Source organism: Actinomadura vinacea, assembly GCF_039532545.1.
Lineage (GTDB): Bacteria > Actinomycetota > Actinomycetes > Streptosporangiales > Streptosporangiaceae > Spirillospora > Spirillospora vinacea.
Genome location: NZ_BAAARW010000035.1, coordinates 39,817 through 58,828 on the forward strand (window position 1 = coordinate 39,817; position 19,012 = coordinate 58,828).

The window sequence follows — 19,012 nt, forward strand, 5'->3', positions numbered from 1 at the left end:
ACGGACGGCTCAGCCTGTTCACCCCCGATAGGTGAAGGTTCGCTCTCCTTCCCAGGTTCTCTCGCTGATGCGGTATCCATGTGCCTTCTCGTCGGCGGGGTGACCAGGCCCGATGTCGACCACATCGGCGCGGTGCCAACCGCCGTTGATCTTCTGGTCGACGAAGTAGCTGAACTCGTTGAAGTCCTTCGTCGACGATTCGAACGTGTTCCTGATGGTGAGTTTCCTTCTGCCCTTCGTGACGGACATCGGGAGCTCGACGGTCTGGTCCATCCAGATGGTGAGGGCTCCTTCCAAAGGTGCCCACCTTCCGGCCTGTACGCCGTTCACGGAGATCGACGCGCTCTGTCCGGTGACGCTGGAATCGAGGCGGCGCGTCAGCCGCACGCCGCTGTTGGCCGGATCGACCGTCACGGTGAACCGGCTCCATCCGCCGTCCCCGAACGCGCGGCCGTCGTCGGTGACGACACGCCTGGAGGGCGCCGACGGCTTCGCCGACTCCGGGAGGACCAGGAACGACACCACGGCGGCGACGGCGGCCACGGAAGCCACGAGCCCGCTGATGAGGACGGCACGGCGCGGAATCTCGCGTTCGGGTGCGGGGTCCACCGTGGTCTGGTCGTGGATCCGGTGGTCCGATTCCTCGGCGTCCGGATCCAGGGGATCGGTGGACTCGGACTCCCGGGAGGTGATCATGTCCATGACGGCGGGAGGCAGCCAGTCGCCGCCCGGCCAGGGGCCGGCCATCTGGGCGAGAACGTGGGCGAGCGGAGGCCGGGCGGCGGGGTCCTTGACCAGGCAGGCGGCGATCAGCTCACGATGCCCGCTCTCGACGGGCATGCCGCGCAGATCGGGTGGTTCGCCGGTGATGCGGTGCAGGGTGGCGGCGATCGTCTCGCCGAGGAAGGGGCTGCGGCCGGTGGCGGCGAAGCCCAGGACCGCCCCGAGCGCGAAGACGTCGCTGGCGGGTTCGGCCGGATGACCGTTCACCTGCTCGGGCGACATGTAGGCGTAGGTTCCCAGAACGGCGCCGGTCGCGGTCATCTTGCTGGAATCCTGGCTGCCGGCGATGCCGAAGTCGATGATCCTGGGTCCGTCGGCGGCCAGGATCACGTTGCCGGGCTTGAGATCCCGATGCACCAGCCCGCATTCGTGGATGGCGGCCAGCCCCTCGGCGAGCCCGGCACCCAGCATCCGCACGGCCCGGGCGTCGAGCGGACCGTGTTCGGTGACGGCGGCGTGCAGGGACGGCCCGGGGATGTAGGCGGTGACCATCCACGGCGGATCGGCATCGTGGTCGGCGTCGATGACCAACGCGGTATGGAATCCCCCGACCCGGCGGGCGGCTTCGACCTCGCGGGCGAATCGGGCGCGGAATCGCTGCCGGTGGGCGTATTCGTGCCGGATGAGCTTCACGGCGACCGGACGCCCCCCGGGGGAACGGCCGAAGAACACCTGCCCCATACCACCTTCGCCGAGCCGGCCCAGCAGGCGGTACTTACCGACGTGCCGCGGGTCACCGGGCTGCAGAGGATCCACCAAGCCCCCCACCGTTGCTACGAGAACCGCCAGGCTATAGCCAACGGGTGTGGCTCTTCACCAGGGGTGACAGGAGGCTCACCGCGGACGGTCGCCCGCGGGCACTCCCAGAGCGCGGAGCGCGAAATCGGCGAGGGCCCGCGTCGTGCTCCGCGAGGGCGCGACACCGAGGAGCAGATGGCGGCGGAGGGCGGCGAGGACGAAGTCGTGGATGGTCAGGGCGTCGGCGGCGGGGTCGGCGCTGTTCCACAAGCCGTCGGCGTTGCCCGCCGCGATGAACTCCTCCAGCAGGCCGCCGAGCTGCCGCTCGGTCTCGGCGGCCACGGCGGGACCGGCCGTCGCGTGCCTCCCCGCGCCGGTCACGAACGGCCGCGTCCGATCGGCCGCGTACTTGGCCTCCGCCTGCTGCATCACACGACTCGCAACCGGCGGCGCCCTCGCGGGCGCCGCCGGACGGGCTCAGATCTTGCGGGGGAGGACGGAGTCGGGGACGTCGTCCGGTGCCGGGCGGTGGCGGATGGTGCGGGACAGCAGGACGGCGCCGATGGTGAGGAGTTGGCAGGTGACGGCGAAGACGACGACGTACCAGGGGGAGCCGCCGGCCGCGGAGACCAGGGCGGTGGCGATGAAGGGGGTGGTGCCGCCCAGCAGCATCACGTTGATCTCGCGTGAGGCGGCGATCGCGGTGAAGCGGTAGCGCGTTTCGAAGAGTTCGGACAGGAAGGCCGACTGCGCGCCGAGCATGGCGCTCTGCCCGACGCCGTAGGCGATCGTCATGGCGAGGATGACCAGGGCGGGCTGCCGGGTGTCGAGCAGGAGGAAGAACGGGGGGATGTAGAGAGCGGTGAAGATCGCGCCGCCCATCAGGACCGGGCCCTTGCCGACGCGGTCGGCGAGCATCCCGAACAGCGGGACGGCGATGACGCTGCTTCCGGTGGCCGCGACCACCCCGAGGGTGGCGACGGTCGCCGACATCTCCAGGGTGTTCTTGACGTAGCTGAGGGAGAACGTGTTGACCATGTAGCCGGCCACGTTCAGGCCGGATCCGCAGAGCAGGCCGACGATGAGCTGGCGCGGCGCCTCGCGGAACGCCTGGAGCAGCGGGATCTTCTCCGCCGAGGGGGGCGCGGTCCGGTCCTGGACGAACTCGGGCGTCTCCTCGATCCGCTTCCGAATGAAGATCGCGACGCCGAAGATGACGACGCTGGCGAGGAACGGAACGCGCCACGCCCAGTCCTGCAGGACGTCGCGCGGGATCGCGGCCAGGAGCGCGAAGAATCCGGTGGACAGGACGAACGCCATACCGACCGAGGCCTGCGCGAACGAGGTGTAGAACGCGCGGCGCCGGGCGGGCGCGTATTCGGCGACGGCCGTGACCGCGCCGGCGAACTCGGCGCCCGCCCCGACGCCCTGGAGCAGGCGGGTGATGATGAGCAGGACCGGTGCCCAGACCCCGATCGTCTCGTAGGTGGGCAGCAGCCCGACCGCGACCGTGGCGACGCCCATGAGCGTGACCGTGAAGATCAGCACGGGCTTGCGGCCGATCCGGTCGCCGATGTGGGCGGCGACGAGCCCGCCGAGCGGCCGGACGAAGAAGGCCACGGCGAAGACGGCGAACGAGGCGAGGGCGCCCCCGGCCGCGCTGTGCTCGGGGAAGAACAGCGGGCCGAAGACGAGCGCGGACGCCGCGCCGTAGAGGGCGAAGTCGTACCACTCGATGACGGTTCCGATGGAGCTGGCGATGACGACCCGGCGGGCCGCGCGGGCGTCGAACTCGGCTGGTGGGGACACCGGTTACTCTTTTCTTGCGATGACCTGCGGCTTTGCAAATATTGCAATACCAGTGCACGTTGTTGGCAGGGCGGGGCGACGGCTGTGTCGATGGGGTGGGGGAAGCCGTCTTCAGCAAGGTCGGACCGGCGCGGGGTGAGGGCCGGCCTACTGGGAGGCGGGTCCGGATGTGCGCGGTCGACGCGGCTCCGGGTCGCCTTTCTACGATGCTCTCGTTGTGCTCTTGTCGTTCAGCTCGCCTGAGCGCCGGCCCCGACCGCTTCGCGGAGCCTGGAGAAGGCGGTCGGGTCGGCCAGCGCGGACCCCACGGCCACGCCCCGGCAGCCCGCCGCGAGGAAGCTCCCCGCGTTGGACGGGCCGATCCCGCCCGTGGCGACGAAGCGGACGAGGGGGAAGGGCGCGAGCTGCGCGGCGATCCACCCCGTCCCCAGTTGGGCGGCGGGGAACGCCTTCAGCCAGGTGAAGCCGAAGGCGAGCGCGTTGGCGATCTCCGTGGCGGTGGCGACGCCGGGCAGATGCGGGAGGCCGAGCCGCAGCGACTCGGCCGCCACCTCGGAATGGAGGCCGGGCGCGACGGTGAACGCCGCCCCCAGTTCGTGCACCGCCGCCAGTTGTTCGACGGTGGTCACCGTCCCGGCCCCCACGTGCTTGCCGCGTCGTCCGGCCGCGTCGAGCGCGGCGCGCAGGGAGGGCAGCGCGTCGGGCGTCTGGACGGGCACCTCGATGAGCTCGACGCCGAACTCCCAGGCGCGCTCGCACAGCTCCACGGTGTCGTCCGGCGCGAGACCGCGGAATATCCCCAGGACGGGATCGCGCGCGAGATGGTGGCCGAAGAAGTCATCGGTGTCCATATTCGTCTCCTCTCCATCCCAGGTTCTGGGAGATCCGGTGTGCCGCCGCGCGGAAGTCGGCGATCTGCTCACGCAGCCGCGCCAGCGGGGCGACGGCCCGCAGCGCCGTGATGGACACGCCGTGGGTGACCTTGCCCCGGGCGTCGAACACCGGCAGCGCGACGCAGTTGATGTAGTCCTCGTGCTCGCCGTCGTCCTCCGCCCAGCCGCGGCTCCTGGTGAGATCCAGATCCTTTTCGAGGGCGTCGCGGTCGGTGATGGTCGTGGGGGTGTAGCGGGTGAAGTCGCACCGGGAGAGGATCGCCGCCCGGTCCGCGCGGTCCTGGTAGGCGGCGATCACCTTGGCGACGGCCGCCGTGTGCGTCTTGGCGGGCAGGCCGATGCGCGAGCCCATCGCCACGCTGCCCCGGCCGTCCACCTTGTCGACGTAGACGATCTGGTCGCCGACGAGCTCGCCGAGGTGGACGGTGTTGCCGTGCCGTTCGCTCAGCTCCCGCAGGATGGGATGCGCCAGCGAACGGGCCTCGACCTGGTCGAGCGCCATCTGGCCGAGCGCGATGAGCTGGAAGCCGACGCCGTAGCCGCCCCCGAAGGAGCCGTCGCCGGGCACCCGCCGGACGAAGCCGCGCTCCTCCAGGGTCTGCAGGATGCGCAGCGCGGTCGACTTGTGCACGCCCAGGTGGTCGGCGATGTCACCCAGCGAGCGGGGCCGCCGCGAGACGAACCCGATGATCTCAATCGCGCGGGCGACGGTCTGGGACATGCGTGACCACTCCTTCGGCCGGTGGGGGCGAGGCGTCCTCCAGGAGGTCGGCGATCTCACTCGCGGGGGGAAGGTCCGCGAGGTCGGACGGGGACCCCAGGACGCGCGACGCCGCATAGTGTCCCAGGCGCAGCCGGGTGACCTCATCCCGGCCGTCCAGCAGACCGCTGAGCCAGCCGGCGGCGAAGGCGTCCCCGGCGCCGACCACGTCGACGACCTCGACCCGCCGGGCGGGCGCGCGGTGGACACCGGACGGGGTGAAGCTCACGGCCTCCTCCGCCGCGTCCTTGACGATCAGATGGGCGGGGCGGTCGATCAAGGCGCGCACGCTGCGGGCGTCCGAGGTGCCCCACAGGGTCTCGGCCTCGTCGCGGCCGACGAAGACGATGTCGCTGTGCTGGGCGAGCGCGTGCAGCTCCTCGGCCGCGTCCCCGTTCCAGAGCGCGGGCCGGTGGTTGACGTCGAAGCTGAGCAGCGCCGGGCGCAGCGGGCGCTCGTGCACCACCCGGCGGGTCAGTTCACGGCACTGCTCGGAGAGCGCGGCGGTGATGCCGGTGATGTGGGTCAGCCGGTGCGGCCGCGACCTCCACGCGGTGAGGTCGGCGGTGCTCATCGCCGACGCCGCGGAGCCGCGCCGGTAGTAGTAGACGCTGGTGCCGGACGGGGCCGGATCCTTGAAGTACACGGCGGTGGGGCGCCGGCCGTCCCGCCTGACCAGCCCGACGTCCACGCCCAGCGAACGCAGCGATTCGACGATGACATCGCCCAGGGGGTCGTCGCCGACCGCACCGGCCCAGGCCGTGGTGTGCCCGAGCCTCGCCATCAGCGCGGCCACGTTCGACTCCGCGCCTCCGGGGCTGAGCCTGAACGTGGCGGCGGCCTCCAGACGGCCGCCGTGCTCCGGCGTGACCATCACCATGGTCTCCCCGATCACGAGCAGGTCGACGGGCTTCATACGGCGGGTTCCCCCTGCCTGACGATGTGGTGCGGCGGTTCGCCGCGATGCACCCGGAGGATGTTCGCGGCGACCTGCGCGGCCCGGTCCCGGTAGGTGTCGTCGGCGGTGGCCGAGTAATGCGGAGTCATGATCACGTTGTCCAGGCCGGCGAGCGCCGGCACCGTCCCCGGCGGCGCGGTCCAGACGTCGATCGCGGCGGCGGCGATGGTCCGGTCGCGCAGCGCCTCGTACAGGGCCGCCTCGTCCACCACGGCGCCGCGGCCGACGTTGACGAGCGTGCCGGACGGGCCGAGCAGCGCCAGCTCACGGGCGCCGATCAGGCCCCGGGTCCGGTCGGTGAGCGGGCAGGCCACGACCACGACCGCGGCTTCCCGCAGCAGGTCGTCCAGCGCGTCCGCACCGCCCACCCAGGCGGCGTCGGGGTCGGTGGCGTCCCGCCCCCGCGCGGACCCGCGCAGCGCGACCGTCCGCATCCCGATCGCGTCGCACAGCCGGGCGATGGACCGTCCGATGTGCCCGAAACCGATGATCCCGACGGTTGCTCCCGCAAGTGTGGAGAAGGTCGGGCAGTCCGGGTCGTGGAGCCTCGACCGCCAGCGGCCGCGGCGCATCTCGGCGTCGCGCCGCAGCAGGCCGCGGCGGGCGGCGATCATGACCATCAGCACGTGCTCGGCGACGGAGCGGCCGTGACCGTAGGCGTTGGCGACCGTGACCCGCGCGGGAAGGTCGCCGACGGCCACATGGTCCGTCCCGGCGGCGGTGATCTGGAGGAAGGCGAAGGCCGGCCCCACGGCGCGGGCGAGGCCGGCGTCGAAGTGCACGCCCACGTAGGCGTCGGCGCGGGCGAGCTCGTCCTCCAGGAGCGCACGGTCATCGAGCGCCACGCGGACCAGGTCGATGCCGTCGCCGTCGCGCAGCAAGGGCCCGACGTCGGCGTCCGTCACCACGACCCGCGTCATCGCTCCTCCGGACGGTACGCGGTGGTGTCGACGTACATGCGGTTCCAAACAGGGGTCACGACGAGTTCGTTCACGCAGACCGAGGGCGGAAGCGCGGCGATCGAACCGACGACCTCGGCGACGTCGTCGGGGGCCAGCATCCGCTCCAGCTCCTCAGGAGGCGGTGGAACGGCCCGCGTCCTGAATATCGGGGTGTCCACCTCGCCGGGGCACAGGTGCGTGGCCCGGATCCCGTGCCGCCCCTCCTGGTCGTTGAGCGTTTCGACGAGCGCGCCCAGCGCCGTCTTGCTGGCGCTGTAGGCGGCGCCCGCCGCCGACATGTACCGCCAGCCGGCCCAGGAGGACACGACGATCACCTGGCCGAAGCCCGCCGCGCGCTGGCCCGGCAGCACGGCCAGCACGCACCGGGTGACCGCGTTGAGGTTGGTGTCCACCACTTTGGCGAAGTCCGCACCGGTCAGGTCGGACCACCAGCGGTTGGGGACGTTCGTCCCGGCCGAGCAGAGCAGGAGTTCCAGCGGGCCGGCGGCGCCTTCGGCGGCCGCGTGCGCGGCGGCCACCGAGGCGTCGTCGGTCACGTCCACGGGCACCGCCGTGGCATGCCCGCCCGCGGCGGCGATCGTCTCGACGGTCTCGGCCAGCGGGTGCTCGCGGCGTCCCGAGACCACGACGTGGTACCCGTCCCGGGCCAGCCGCGCGGCCGCCGCGCGACCGATACCGCTGCCCCCGCCGATCACCCAGGCGCTTTTCATTCCGCTCCCTCTGGGATCGGCGCGATCAGGACCTTCACGCTGCCCTCGCCCGCGGCCGCCGCCGAGAACGCGCCGTCCACCTCGTCCAGGGGGAACGTGCGGAGGGGCAGCTCGGCCAGGCCCAGCGCGTCGTCCTCGATCAGGTCGACGGCGGCGGCGAAGTCCGCACGCGCGTACACCCGGGCGCCGACGAGGCGGTGCTCGGCGAAGTTGACGGTTCGCAGGTCCACCGCGGGCGGCGTCTTGTGGACCCCGACGATCACGATCGTGCCCTGGATCCGGGCGGCCTCGGTCATCTGGCGGGCGACCGCCGGATGCCCCGCCGAGTCGAACACGATGTCGGCACCGTCTCCGGACGTGCCCGCGCGGATGCGCGCGGGGACGTCGGCGTCGGCTTCCAGAACGGGGAACCCGAACCGTTCGGCGACGCCGCGCCGCCATGCGTTCGGCTCGACGATCACCACGGAGCCGGCCCCGCGCCGCCGCGCCACCAGCGCGGTGAGCAACCCGATCGGGCCGCCGCCGAAGACCGCGACGTTCTCCCCGCCGGTCAGCCCCGAACGCGACACCGCGTGCACGGCCACGGCGAGCGGCTCGGCCAGCGCCGCCAGTTCCGGCGCGACCTCCGGCCGCAGGGGGTGGACGGCGTCGGCGCGCACGGCGACGTACTCGGCGAGCCCGCCCGGCTCGTCCACGCCGTACAGGCCGAGCGAACGGCACACGTGCGGGTTTCCGGACACGCAGGCCCGGCAGGACTCACCGGGCGGCGGCGGAGTGTAGGCCCGGCCCGGCGGGACGGCGGCCCGGTCGGCGCAGGCGATCAGCGGGCGCACCGCGACCCGCGTCCCGACCGCGGGGGCACCCTCGGCCGACGAGGCGGCGACGGTCCCGGCGAACTCGTGGCCGAGGCGGACCCCGGGCCGGGCACGAGCGTGCTCCCCTTTGAGTATCGCCAGGTCGGAGCCGCAGATCCCGGCGTGTGCCACCTGGACCAGCACTTCGCCGTCCACGATCCGGGGAATCGGGACGACCTCATGGGCGAGCCGGCCGGGCCCGGCCCAGGAGACGGCCCGCATCGATCCTGTATCCAAACTCACTCCGTTGCATATGTTGCAATACTTATGCTCTATTTGCAAACCATAGGCGGGTGCTGCTTAGCATGTCAATGCGCCGGAAACCCGCCGGTGGCCCGACCGAAACCCGAGGAGAGACGGCCATGGAGATCACGCGAGTCGAGGCGCGGCATGTCGGGAAGTCGATGTGGGGGAACTTCTGGCAGCAGCAGAAGAGCGTGCGCGGGCCCAGCCCGATGAACCGGTTCCCGCGCCGGGGCGACGGCTGGTCCTGGTACACCTGGCCACAGGGCGTCCTGGTCGTCCGGGTCGCCCTCGCCGACGGCACCACCGGCATCGGCTACGCCGAGGACGGCACCGGCGCGGCCACCGCCATGGTCAACGAGCACCTGGGACGCATCGCGACCGGCCTGGACGCCCGCGCCACCGAGCAGATCTGGGATCAGCTCTACCGCGCCTCCATCGTGTACGGCCGCAAAGGCGCCGCGATCGAGGCGATCAGCGCCATCGACATCGCGATCTGGGACGCGGTCGGCAAATCCCTCGGCCAGCCCGTGTACCGACTCCTTGGGGGCCCGCACGGCCAGCGCCTCCAGGCGTACGCCAGCAAGGTCCAGCCCGACGACGACCTGGCCGAGGTGCGGCGCATGGCGCGCGACTACGCCGACCGCGGCTACGCCGGTGTGAAGGCGAACTGGCCCTATGGCCCCGCCGACGGCCGCAAGGGGCTGCTCGCCAACCTCCGCTACATCGAGGCGATCCGCGACGAACTCGACGACCACATCGAGTTGATGAGCGACGCCTACATGGGCTGGGACCGCCCGTTCGCCGTCGAGATGCTGCGCGAGCTGAGCGGGCTCGGCCTGCGCTGGGTCGAGGAACCGCTCATCCCCGACGACGTGACCGGACACGCCATGCTCCGCGAACTGGGACTCGTCCCGATCGCGACCGGAGAACACGAGTTCACGCGGTACGGCTTCCAGCACCTGATCGATGCCGGGGCCGCCGACGTCCTCCAGCCCGATGTCCACCGGGTGGGCGGCATCACCGAACTACGGCGCGTGTGCCAGATGGCCTCCGGCGCCGGGCTCGAGGTCATCCCCCACGTCTACTCGGCCGCCACCCTGCACGTCGTGCTGTCCCAGCCCGGCTGCACCTGGATCGAACACCTCACCAACCCCTCCTACTGGGCCCCCGAGAAGCGTGTGGACGCCCTCTTCCTCGGAGAGCCTGCGGTGGTCGACGGCCGTCCCGAACTACCGACCGCACCCGGAATCGGCATCCGCGTCAACAAGGACGCCCTACCCGCTCTCGCCGACTGGGCGGACTGAACGCGGACGCCGAGCGCAGGTGCTGCGTGCGTCCTTGACGGCCTGCACGAGAACCTCGATGTCCGCGGATGTGGTGCGATGGCTGATGACGCAGGCGCGCAGTGCCGCGCGCCCGTTCAGCCGTACGGCGCTGATCCAGGCGCGTCCGCGGCGAAGCAGACCACCGGAAGCGGTGTGTCGTTGGCCATCAGCCAGCCACCGGCCCCCGTCGTGCCGGCCGTGCCGGCCAATGACCTGGCTGCGGAACATCCGGGTCGGGCACGCCCGCGAAGCGGGTGTTTCAAGGATGTGAGAAGGGAGGGCGCGGCCGGGCTGCCGCGCCCTCCCTTGGCGCCGGATGACCTACGAACCGTGACCGACGAAGGACCAGCCGATCTTCGCTGTGTCACCCAGTATCTTCATGTCCCGCTCAAGGCTCGCGCAGTGCGCGTCCTCGACGTCGCACTCGAACCGCCGACGAAGGTATTCCTCGGTTTGCGGTTCCAACCGGATACTCTCGTTCCCGAATGTGCTGTACATTCCGGGCCTGCCGATCGTGCTCGCCCAGTCCCACTCCCTGTATTCGGAGGGGGTCAGGAGGTCCCTCATGAGCCCCCTGTCGCTTGGCAGCAAGGGACGCGGGTTGGCCATCGCCATGTCTCCGCCGAGTACGTTCACCAGCTCGGTGAACTGGTCGATGGTGACCTTGCGCAGGACTTTTCCGACGGGGAGGGCCCGAGGGTCGGCGGAGCCGCGGCTCGCATCCTGCCCCCGGACATCCCGCATGGTCCGGACCTTGAGAAGCTTGAACGGAATACCGTTCCTGCCGATCCGCCGCTGCCAGAATAACGGCGCTACACCATCCCCGAAGTACATCAGCGATGCTCCAACGGCGACCGTAGGCAAGTACACTGGCAGTAGCGTTGTGGCGACCAGCAGATCCAGTCCCCTCTTCTCAGGGCTGCGGATCCAGTCCGGTCCGGTCAATTTCGCTCCGGGCATATCCGGGACCGCGTCCCAGATCGCCTTGAGCCTTTTCTGTGTGGTATGCAGAGGCTCGTGCTCGTCCATATTGTTTGTAGGCACCGTTGACTTCGGCGCCCCTCCTTCGCCCCGTACCGTGTCCGCGGGGTGACGAAGGGCCACTAAGGAGCTAATTCCATCCCCATCTGGTCCGGATGGGAGTTTTATTGGTGTTCGCCATGATTCATGCCGAAAAAGCCGGATTTAGCGAGGATGTCTCGGACGGCCATGACGAGTCCGGCCGGGCTGGGACGCCCGTTCATGAACTGGGCCAGAACACCACCCGCCAGGTGAAGATCGGCCGGAACGATTCCGCCAGCTCCAAGGACGCCAAGCCGGATCGGTGACCAGCCGGTTCCCCGACCGGAGTTTCGCGTTCGATCAGTGCGGGCCGGTCCATCCGCCCTCGCCACGGCCGGAGGAGGCCTGGCCCGACCGGCTGCCCACCGCACGCACGGGCGTCAACCGGCAGTTTCTCCTCGTCAACGACAGCGAACAGTGGCGCGTATCTGCGGTGCGATCGGCTCGTGGCCGTCCGCGGGCCGGCGCTGTAACCGCTGCGCGGGGAGCCGACGCCTTTGCGGGCGTGACAATAGGTTGGACCGAGAACCGTCCCCGCATGGTGCCATGCCCGAGGCGCTCCTCCTTGGCTCGGCGGGTTCAGTTGCCGGTTCGGATCTGCCGACACCAGAAGGAGGAGCGGCGGGAGGGGATCCCTCCCGCCGCAGGGTCGGGGGCGCGGCGTCCAACGCCGCCGCGCCTATTTCTTCAGAAACGATGTCTCGTCCGGTTTATTCTCGGATGAGACATCGATCACCTCGGACCGCTTTTCCGGTCCGGTGTTTGCGGGCATCTGTGCTTCCAGATGGGCCACAGCGAGAGCGACCGTGCCGATCAGTGACATTCCGAGGATCTGCCAGAGACTCGGAACCCTGCCCTCCATCACCCAATCGACCGGCAGCCCCAGCAGCGGTGTGAGGCTCACCAGAATGGCGTAGAAACCGTCCGGAATCGCCTTCCTCCCCCTTGTGTGAGCGAACCTGGGGAACGCCGTCGTCAGCCCGGCCACGAACAGCAGGGTGAAGAACAGACCCCAGGACCAGCCCGCTGTCAGGCTCTCGCCCGCCAGCAGGGCCCACACGGCGATGCCGACCGCTCCGAGGAGCGTCGTCAGGGCTTGGAACTGGTCGGACGCTTCCTGCGGTATCTCGATGAACCGGCGGGTGAGCACCAGGTAGAGCAGGCCCGAGCAGCCGGCTCCGATGGCGAACAGGACGCCCAGGAAGGACGATTCCATGTTCCACACCTGGATGGTGACACCGAGGCCCAGCGCCACCAGAGGTGGCACCACGACCGCGGCGACTCGCTGTCCCGCCAGCCATGCCCCTACAGAGAAGAGCAGGATGGGAACTGCGAAACCGATGGCGTTGACCGTGGCCAGCACCATGCCTGATTCGAGCGCCTTGGTCGAGAATCCTCTGCCGCCAACGCCCAGCAGCCCGACAAGGGCCAGGCTCACCAGGGTGGCCCGGGTGAACCTCAACCTCTGGGGCCCGTCGCCGCTTCGACGAAACAGGTACCAGATCTGCCTCCAGTAGGCCACGACCAGCAGGACCACGGCGCCCAAGCCGTACTCGACCGCCGTGACCACGAGCGCGGCCCCCTGAAGCGACTGCAGAACGTGGACTTTGAACCATGACCTGCCCAGCAGATATGAGGAGGTCTCGGCTAACCACCAAAGGGTGCCCTTTGGATAGTTGTACTTTGTCTCCAAATCCTTGGAGACAGTAGCGTTCATGACACGATCCCTTTCGTGCGGGGCGCGCAAGGGATCGGTATTTCATCCGGTCCCTTGGTGTCGCGCCAGAATGGATATGGCGTGACTCCTTGCCGCCGAAGCGGCGAGGGAACCGGATGCTTCTCTTTGTGGAGTTCGGCACAGATCGTACTCTGTCGGCCATCTTCGTAGGAAGATGTCCGGGTTGCTTGTCGGCACGAGGTTGTTCTCGTAGGTGGGGGAGAGCTGGGCTGAGCGCTCGGCAGAGTTGGCCGACCTCGCGGCGGAAGTCGTCCACCAGACTGGGGTCGCTTCCCCGAGGTGATGAGTTCGCCCGGTGGGTGGCGGCACGGCACGCGGACCGTCACGTTCACCTGGTGGTGGTCCTCGTCAGGGAGGACGGCCGGAACCCTTCGGCGTACCGGGATTACCAGCGGGTCCGGTCGGCCTGTGGCGCTGACCGCCGACGACTGCGCGCGGGCGGCCAGGGGGACACCCACCTGGACCGACCAGGCTAGGAACGGCCTTGCGGCCGGGCGAGCCCTAGCCATCGTCGGGATCACGTCCGGCGGGCGCCGTCCGGCGTCGAGTTGCGGACCCTGTTCCGCTTGCCGGCGGACATGCTCGCCCAGCGGCAGGCTCGGGCGCTGCCACTCGTCGCACAGTTCGTGGCTTCAGTCGACCATCGCTCTGAGCGTCTGGTGCCGGGAGGGCACGTCCACCCAACCCGCCATGAGCGTCCGGAACCGATCGCCCAGCCGTTCGAGCACTTCGTCGGCGGACAGCACGCGCAGCCGCACGGCCGCCGGCTCGATGGCCAGCGGCAGGCCGTCGAGCCGGCTGCAGATCCGTCGCACCACGTCGGCGTTTGGCGTCGGACAGGACGAAATCCGGGCACGCCCGCGCCGCGCGCTCGCCGACCGCGTCACTTCCGCTGAGCATCTCGTCCGCGGAACACTCGGCGTGCGGGTCGGGCATCGACAGCGGCGGCACCGGGTAGATCCGTTCGCCCTCCGCCCCCAGAAGATGACGAGTGCGGCGCACCCAAGCAGGTCCAGCCGGCCCCGGCCGCCACCGACCCCGAGACCGGCCGTCGGCTGTGGGAGCTATCGGAGCGACTGACCGACCTACCATTCGCGATCACCGCTTGAGCGAAGCCATGGCCGCCCGGTCACACAGGTTTGTGGACGGCCGTCATCTGGCCATCAGCTCTTCCAGCGGCCGGTGACCGCCGTGGGCCAGGACGCTCAGGCCGCGCAGCCAGTCGTCGACGATCTCGCGCTGGGGCCCGGCGTCCAGGCGCCGCCACGGCGGGTGTTCGGCCCCGAAGACGGCATCGGCGTGCGTCTGGCACAGCCCGCGGACCTTGCACCGGGCTGTTTCTGCGGGCGATCCGCACATCCAGCGGGCTCCCCCCAGGCGAGGCCACGCCTGCGGTACTCACGAGGCTGCTACGCCTTCGGGCTGGCTTGCTGGCGGCACAGTCCACGACGCGGTACATCGTCGCTCGCCCGACGGAGAAGACCTCCATCAGCTCGGCGATGGTGTATCCGCCGGTGCCTGCATCCGTACGAGCTCGGCCTGCCGGCGGGTGCTGAGGGAGCGGGCGATGGCCATGCCCTCGCGGGTGCGCATCTTGAGCAGGTCGGCCTCGAAAGAACGCGGCCAGCATGTTGAAGAACATCTTCGACATGGGGACGGCGGGGTCGTGGATGCTGCCGCCCAGCGAGAGGCGGACGCCGCGGGCGTCGGGCACGGACCGGGCGAGCCGGTCGAGTTCGGGGACGACCAGGGTGTCGCCGGCGAGGGCACGGTCAGCCCCTTGTCGAGGTAGATCCGGTCTTCGTGCACGCCGAGACCGTCAGGATCTCTGAGTGGGCAGTGAGGTCTTGGGGTGCCGGCCGACCAGGTGCCTGGTATCCCGTAGCTTCTTGGGTGCACAGGCCGGGGCGGGCTCCGGTTCCGGTGCGGCGCGGTGTTCACCAGCTGATTCCGGCCGCCACCGGCCGGTGGTCGCTGCCGGTGGCCGGCAGCACCCACGAGCTTTCCGGCTCCACGCCTCTGACCAGGATCTGGTCGATCCGCACCATCGGGAACTTCGCCGGCCAGCTGAAGCCGAAGCCGTCCCCGGCCGCGTCCTGGGCCGAGCGCATCTGCGAGGTGATGTCGTCGAACGCGCGGTCGTCCATGGTGCCGTTCACGTCGCCGAGCAGCACCACCCGCTCATTCTGCTCAGCGGCGATGGCCTCGCCGAGCGCCTGCGCGCCTCTGTCACGATGGCCCGTCCCAAAGCCCGCCCTGGGATTCACCCGTACAGACCCCAGGTGGGCCACATACACCGCCAGTGGACCCTGATTCGTGGCCACCGTGGTGCGCAGCGCCCGGTTGTAGGCCATCTTGATGTCGACCGGCTTGGTGTCCGCCAGCGGCCCGACGTCCATCTTGGTGTCGACCGGCTGGGTGTCCGACAGCGGCAGCCTGCTCCACAGCCCGACCGTGCCCTGCACCGTGTGGTACGGGTACGCCTTTGCCAGCTCCTTCTCGTACGTGCCCCTGGCCTGCTGGGTCAGCTCCTGCAGAGCCAGCACGTCCGCACCGGAGGCGGCCAGGTCGCGGGCGGTGCCGGCCGGGTCGCCGTTGTCGGCGCCGACGTTGTGGCTGGCCACGGTGAGGTCGCTGCCCGGGTGGGACTTGTCGCTGAGCAGCCCGCCGAACAGGTTCAGCCACACCGTGACCGGCAGCAGCAGCGCGGCCACCGCGGAGGCGGAGCGGCGCCACAGCGCCCCGGCCAGCAGCACCGGTATGAACAGTCCGAGCCACGGCAGGACGGTCTCCACCAGGCTGCCGAGGTTCCCGATCCGGTTCGGGATCCTCGCATGGAGCAGCATGAACAGGCCCAGCAGCAGCGCCAGCACCGCGAGCACCAGGCCGCGCTTCCAGGGCCCCGGCCGGGAGCCGATGCGGATCGCCCGGCGGATGCCCGCGCGCCAGGTCCCGGCGCCGGTATCCTGGCGGCCGGCGCCGCCCTGTCCGGTCTCCGCCGTGTCCACCTGCGCCATCGTCTGTCCTTGCTCACTGCCGGTCACTGCTGCATCCTCGGGTCCTGGGTGGGGTCGGCATACACACGCGGGCAACCACGATCGAGCGCATTGGCGCACAATTCGTGGCGCCGGGGTTCGTTGGCGTCTGGTTCGCCAAGGAGCCGGCAGCTCCAGGTCGCTCCCATGACGCCCGTGATCAGGTGGCCTTGCCGCGGGCGATGTAGAGGTTCATGTCGGTGAAGTCGAGGGTGATGTTGTAGGGCTTGTGGAAGCTGTGGAAGAAGGCGGCTCGCACGTCGAACCCGAAGGGGGCGAGCGCCTTCTGTGGGTGCGTGTAGCAGTAGATGTCCTTGGCGGCGGCGTCGCCGAGCCGGATCTCCGCCGGGTAGCAGGGATAGGTGACGGCTGGGTGGCTTTGGGCAAATGTCCCGATCGGGCGGTCGTAGTCGCTGCGGATCCCCAACTGCTCGGCCGTTTCCCCGAACACGACCGCGGCGGTCTCGGCCCCTCCGCCGAAGTTCACGCCCACCACCCCTGTGCCGGAGCCGGCGACGCCGGCGATGCTGCCCCTGCTGTGCAGATATTGCTCACGGGCCAGCCACAGCGGCAGCGGCTCGGTGCCCGCCCGTGTGGCGGCGGCGCGTGCCTTCCTGGCCGTTTCGGGGGTGCGGCGGCGCAGGATCAGCGACCGGCCCGCGTAGTCGAAGGTGGTCAGCAAGTGGTAGAAGACCCACGTGCCGATCATGCCGTCGCTGTCAGTGTCGACATCTTCGCCCGACTCCGCCGACGACCAGCCCACGGGGACGTTGCGCAGTTCGATGCCGCCCAGCTTGAAGGAGTTCAGTATCCCGTAGTACGCCCATATTACGTCGCCCTGGAAATCGATCTTCTGACTGGCGACGGGGCTCAGCCCGGCCTCCTTGGCCACCGTCGCGGTCAAGCCCAGATTCGGGGCGCCGGTGTAGAACGTGAAGCGCTTCGGCGGTCCGCCGTTGACCGAGGCCTCTATCAGCGGCATCGGGTCCGTCTGCTGGAATGGCACCCGCCCGATGTCGCCGTGGATCTGATACGCCTCGCCGCGGACTGCCGCGAACCATTTGGCGTAGGCTTCTTCGCCGATTGCTTGCCAGTGTGGTGCGGAGAGGGCGAGTTTGTCCTGCCGGATGTAGCAGTCGGCCAGGAAGTAGTTGGCGTCCTTGTCGTCGGGGGCCAGATGGAGGGCCATCTTGAAGTATTTTTCGGCGTCGGGGAACTGGTTGGCCAGCAGCCCGACATAGCCGCGCCGGCGGGCCGCGTGCAGGTTCGTGGGATCTTTTTTCAGGATCTCCTCGTACGCGCGGCCGGCCTGCTCGAATTTCCCGGCCTTGAACAGCGCGTCCGCGTCACTGCCGTCGGCTCGCGCCGTGGCCGCCCCGCCCAGCAGCGGCGCGGTCGTGGCGGCACCGGCCACCACGGCGGCGCCCCGCAACAGCGAACGCCGGTCCCATCCTCCGTCATCAGCCACGGCCTTTTCCTTTCGTGATCTCCGCAACTTTCTATCCAGCGGACGGTCACAGCACGGTGCCCAAAGCTGTGACCCGGCTGTGACCGGGGTCTGCAGCCAGAGTCGGGTGGTGCGTACTCCGCGATGGCCCCCGAAGCCGGGGCACCATGCCCTCGGCACGGACCGCTGTGGTCCATGCCTCCACTGAAGACGGAAGAGTGTTGCGGTGGCGTATGCGATTTTCGATACGCCCGCGATACCCGGCATCAAGGAACTGGCGCAGGCCAGCAATGAGAGGGCCCTGCCGCCTAGGCCTGGCCAAGCGCCAGGCCCCCCGGAAACCGCGCAGCGGTCGACTACTCCCACGGCTGATCGGCAACCGCTCCGCTCCCTGGCGATCTACACCAACGTCACCGCTGAAGCCGTCGGCGCCGCCCTCGCCAAACAAGACCTCGCCCGCCGACACCACTGACCTCGCTCTCCACATCAGTGCAGGTCAGGGATATCCGTTGGGTTTCGGCGCGTACTAATAACGGCCTTTGAGGGTGCGTGGTCGTTTGCCGCGCCGATCTCTGCCGGGGGCGTTCACAGCTTGATCACGAAGGTTCGCCGATGAACCAGGACGCCGCTCAGGCGTGCCCGAACCCAGTGGCAAACGGCTGACAAATGATCTTGGAAGAGGTGGTCATGAACGGTCCGCGAGGCTCTGACCTGGGGAAACTTGGAGCGGGCGACGGGAATCGAACCCGCGTAGCCAGTTTGGAAGCCGTAATCCGCGCCCAATTCGTGTGCTCGAAGATCTCCATTTTCCCAGCTAAAATGCAGGTCAGAAGGCATGTGCTTCTGACGATCGATCGCAGTCGCTTTCACCGCGTCCCACAAGATCCGGTGATAGAAAAGTGATAGAAAACTGCACCCGGAACTCGCGAGGGCGGACAGGACAGTTCTGTCCGGGATTGGGGCGGGGGCTTGGAGTATGAGTCGGCGTAGTACCGCGGTGCGGGGGCCCGGGGCTTCAGCGTCGGCAGAAGATCAACTTGGGGTCGACCCGCGTCGCCGCAGTAGGGGCAGGTATACCTCGTCGACGATTTCGACGAGGACGTCGTCGGGCGCGGTAGGGACCCCGCGCACGACGAATTCGTTGCGCAGCAGGACGATGGCCACCGTGGCGACCCGTGGATGGAGCGCTTCGGGTGCTGCTTCACCGCGTGCGACCGCGCGCCCCAGGATGGTCAGCCAGGGGGCGGCCGCGGAGTCGCCGGACTGGTCTTGCAACTGCGCCAGGAGTTCCGACGCGCCGCCGGCCGCGGCGAATAGCTCGCGCAGGATCGCGCCGAGCGGAGAACTCCAGTGACGGTTGGCCTGGCGTAGCAGTTCCAGGACGTCGCTTCGCAGGCTGCCGGTGTCCGGGAGTGGGACCGTCGTGCCCAGTTGCCGATAGGCGGCGACGCCGAGTGCCAGACGGTTCGGCCACCGGCGGTAGATGGCGTTCTTGTTGGTGCCGGCGCGAGCGGCGACCTTGTCCATGGTCAACCCGGCGTATCCGGATTCGGTGAGCTCGTCCACCGCAGCGTGCAGAATCGCCTCCTCCAGGGCTGCTCCGCGCCGCCGCGCCTGTCCGGCACCTGGCCGCTGTGTCGGATTCTCCGCCACGGCCCCCCTTCCCAAGAACGGTACCGATCGTACCTTCTC

At 69.6% G+C, this 19,012-nt stretch carries 20 protein-coding genes; 3 read left to right on the forward strand and 17 right to left on the reverse strand.

Annotated features, from left to right (window positions below; all coding sequences use genetic code 11):
* Nucleotides 1-18: 18 nt before the first annotated feature.
* The 9 genes from ABD340_RS38385 to ABD340_RS38425 form a co-directional block, all read right to left on the reverse strand.
* A complete protein-coding gene (locus tag ABD340_RS38385) occupies nt 19-1,539 on the reverse strand; it encodes a serine/threonine-protein kinase (RefSeq protein WP_344596081.1) in 1,521 nt (506 codons plus the stop codon).
* A gap of 78 nt (nt 1,540-1,617) precedes the next feature.
* Nucleotides 1,618-1,950, reverse strand: coding sequence for a hypothetical protein (locus tag ABD340_RS38390; RefSeq protein ID WP_344595934.1), 333 nt, complete (start codon nt 1,948-1,950; stop codon nt 1,618-1,620).
* A 48-nt stretch (nt 1,951-1,998) separates the two neighbouring features.
* A complete protein-coding gene (locus tag ABD340_RS38395) occupies nt 1,999-3,330 on the reverse strand; it encodes an MFS transporter (protein ID WP_344595935.1) in 1,332 nt (443 codons plus the stop codon).
* Nucleotides 3,331-3,560: 230 nt separating this feature from the next.
* Nucleotides 3,561-4,181 carry a bifunctional 4-hydroxy-2-oxoglutarate aldolase/2-dehydro-3-deoxy-phosphogluconate aldolase gene (locus tag ABD340_RS38400; RefSeq protein WP_344595937.1) on the reverse strand — a complete coding sequence of 207 codons (621 nt, stop codon included), beginning with the start codon at nt 4,179-4,181 and terminating at the stop codon, nt 3,561-3,563.
* On the reverse strand, nt 4,168-4,944 hold the full coding sequence (locus ABD340_RS38405) for an IclR family transcriptional regulator (RefSeq protein ID WP_344595939.1): 777 nt from the start codon (nt 4,942-4,944) through the stop codon (nt 4,168-4,170). Before ABD340_RS38405 ends, ABD340_RS38400 begins: the two co-directional genes overlap by 14 nt.
* Nucleotides 4,916-5,899, reverse strand: a complete 984-nt coding sequence (locus tag ABD340_RS38410; protein ID WP_344595941.1) for a sugar kinase — start codon at nt 5,897-5,899, stop codon at nt 4,916-4,918. Before ABD340_RS38410 ends, ABD340_RS38405 begins: the two co-directional genes overlap by 29 nt.
* Nucleotides 5,896-6,861, reverse strand: a complete 966-nt coding sequence (locus ABD340_RS38415) for a 2-hydroxyacid dehydrogenase (protein WP_344595943.1) — start codon at nt 6,859-6,861, stop codon at nt 5,896-5,898. Before ABD340_RS38415 ends, ABD340_RS38410 begins: the two co-directional genes overlap by 4 nt.
* Nucleotides 6,858-7,613, reverse strand: a complete 756-nt coding sequence (locus ABD340_RS38420) for an SDR family oxidoreductase (RefSeq protein ID WP_344595945.1) — start codon at nt 7,611-7,613, stop codon at nt 6,858-6,860. The genes ABD340_RS38415 and ABD340_RS38420 overlap by 4 nt, the downstream gene beginning before the upstream one ends.
* The gene (locus ABD340_RS38425; protein WP_344595947.1) at nt 7,610-8,704 is read right to left on the reverse strand and encodes a zinc-dependent alcohol dehydrogenase; all 1,095 of its coding nucleotides are present in this window, start codon (nt 8,702-8,704) and stop codon (nt 7,610-7,612) included. Before ABD340_RS38425 ends, ABD340_RS38420 begins: the two co-directional genes overlap by 4 nt.
* A 125-nt stretch (nt 8,705-8,829) precedes the next feature.
* Here ABD340_RS38425 and ABD340_RS38430 point away from each other — a divergent pair, with 125 nt between their 5' ends.
* Nucleotides 8,830-10,017: an enolase C-terminal domain-like protein gene (locus tag ABD340_RS38430; protein ID WP_344595949.1), complete on the forward strand. Its 1,188-nt coding sequence runs from the start codon at nt 8,830-8,832 to the stop codon at nt 10,015-10,017.
* Nucleotides 10,018-10,359: 342 nt separating this feature from the next.
* On the opposite strand, the gene ABD340_RS38435 is transcribed toward ABD340_RS38430, so the two are convergent.
* Nucleotides 10,360-11,067 carry a sugar transferase gene (locus tag ABD340_RS38435; protein WP_344595951.1) on the reverse strand — a complete coding sequence of 236 codons (708 nt, stop codon included), beginning with the start codon at nt 11,065-11,067 and terminating at the stop codon, nt 10,360-10,362.
* A 122-nt stretch (nt 11,068-11,189) separates the two neighbouring features.
* On the opposite strand from ABD340_RS38435, the gene ABD340_RS38440 reads away from it, so the two are divergent.
* On the forward strand, nt 11,190-11,366 hold the full coding sequence (locus tag ABD340_RS38440; protein ID WP_344595953.1) for a hypothetical protein: 177 nt from the start codon (nt 11,190-11,192) through the stop codon (nt 11,364-11,366).
* 413 nt (nt 11,367-11,779) lie between these two features.
* On the opposite strand, the gene ABD340_RS38445 is transcribed toward ABD340_RS38440, so the two are convergent.
* From ABD340_RS38445 to ABD340_RS38455, 3 genes are all read right to left on the reverse strand, one after another.
* Nucleotides 11,780-12,817 (reverse strand): DMT family transporter, encoded by a 1,038-nt coding sequence (locus ABD340_RS38445; RefSeq protein WP_344595954.1) that lies wholly within the window; start codon nt 12,815-12,817, stop codon nt 11,780-11,782.
* 653 nt (nt 12,818-13,470) lie between these two features.
* Nucleotides 13,471-13,653, reverse strand: coding sequence for a hypothetical protein (locus tag ABD340_RS38450; RefSeq protein WP_344595956.1), 183 nt, complete (start codon nt 13,651-13,653; stop codon nt 13,471-13,473).
* Nucleotides 13,654-13,990: 337 nt separating this feature from the next.
* Nucleotides 13,991-14,197 (reverse strand): hypothetical protein, encoded by a 207-nt coding sequence (locus tag ABD340_RS38455; RefSeq protein WP_344595957.1) that lies wholly within the window; start codon nt 14,195-14,197, stop codon nt 13,991-13,993.
* 307 nt (nt 14,198-14,504) lie between these two features.
* Here ABD340_RS38455 and ABD340_RS38460 point away from each other — a divergent pair, with 307 nt between their 5' ends.
* Nucleotides 14,505-14,630 carry a hypothetical protein gene (locus ABD340_RS38460; RefSeq protein WP_344595958.1) on the forward strand — a complete coding sequence of 42 codons (126 nt, stop codon included), beginning with the start codon at nt 14,505-14,507 and terminating at the stop codon, nt 14,628-14,630.
* Between the two features lie 145 nt (nt 14,631-14,775).
* Here ABD340_RS38460 and ABD340_RS38465 read toward each other — a convergent pair whose 3' ends face one another.
* The 4 genes from ABD340_RS38465 to ABD340_RS38480 all read right to left on the reverse strand — a co-directional run bounded on the left by ABD340_RS38465 (nt 14,776) and on the right by ABD340_RS38480 (nt 18,973).
* A complete protein-coding gene (locus ABD340_RS38465) occupies nt 14,776-15,855 on the reverse strand; it encodes an endonuclease/exonuclease/phosphatase family protein (protein WP_344595959.1) in 1,080 nt (359 codons plus the stop codon).
* A gap of 178 nt (nt 15,856-16,033) precedes the next feature.
* Nucleotides 16,034-17,341 (reverse strand): tetratricopeptide repeat protein, encoded by a 1,308-nt coding sequence (locus ABD340_RS38470; protein ID WP_344595960.1) that lies wholly within the window; start codon nt 17,339-17,341, stop codon nt 16,034-16,036.
* A gap of 564 nt (nt 17,342-17,905) precedes the next feature.
* Nucleotides 17,906-18,202 (reverse strand): hypothetical protein, encoded by a 297-nt coding sequence (locus ABD340_RS38475; protein WP_344595961.1) that lies wholly within the window; start codon nt 18,200-18,202, stop codon nt 17,906-17,908.
* A 150-nt stretch (nt 18,203-18,352) separates the two neighbouring features.
* Complete coding sequence (locus ABD340_RS38480) at nt 18,353-18,973, reverse strand: TetR/AcrR family transcriptional regulator (RefSeq protein ID WP_344595962.1); 621 nt, start codon at nt 18,971-18,973, stop codon at nt 18,353-18,355.
* Nucleotides 18,974-19,012: the final 39 nt, after the last annotated feature.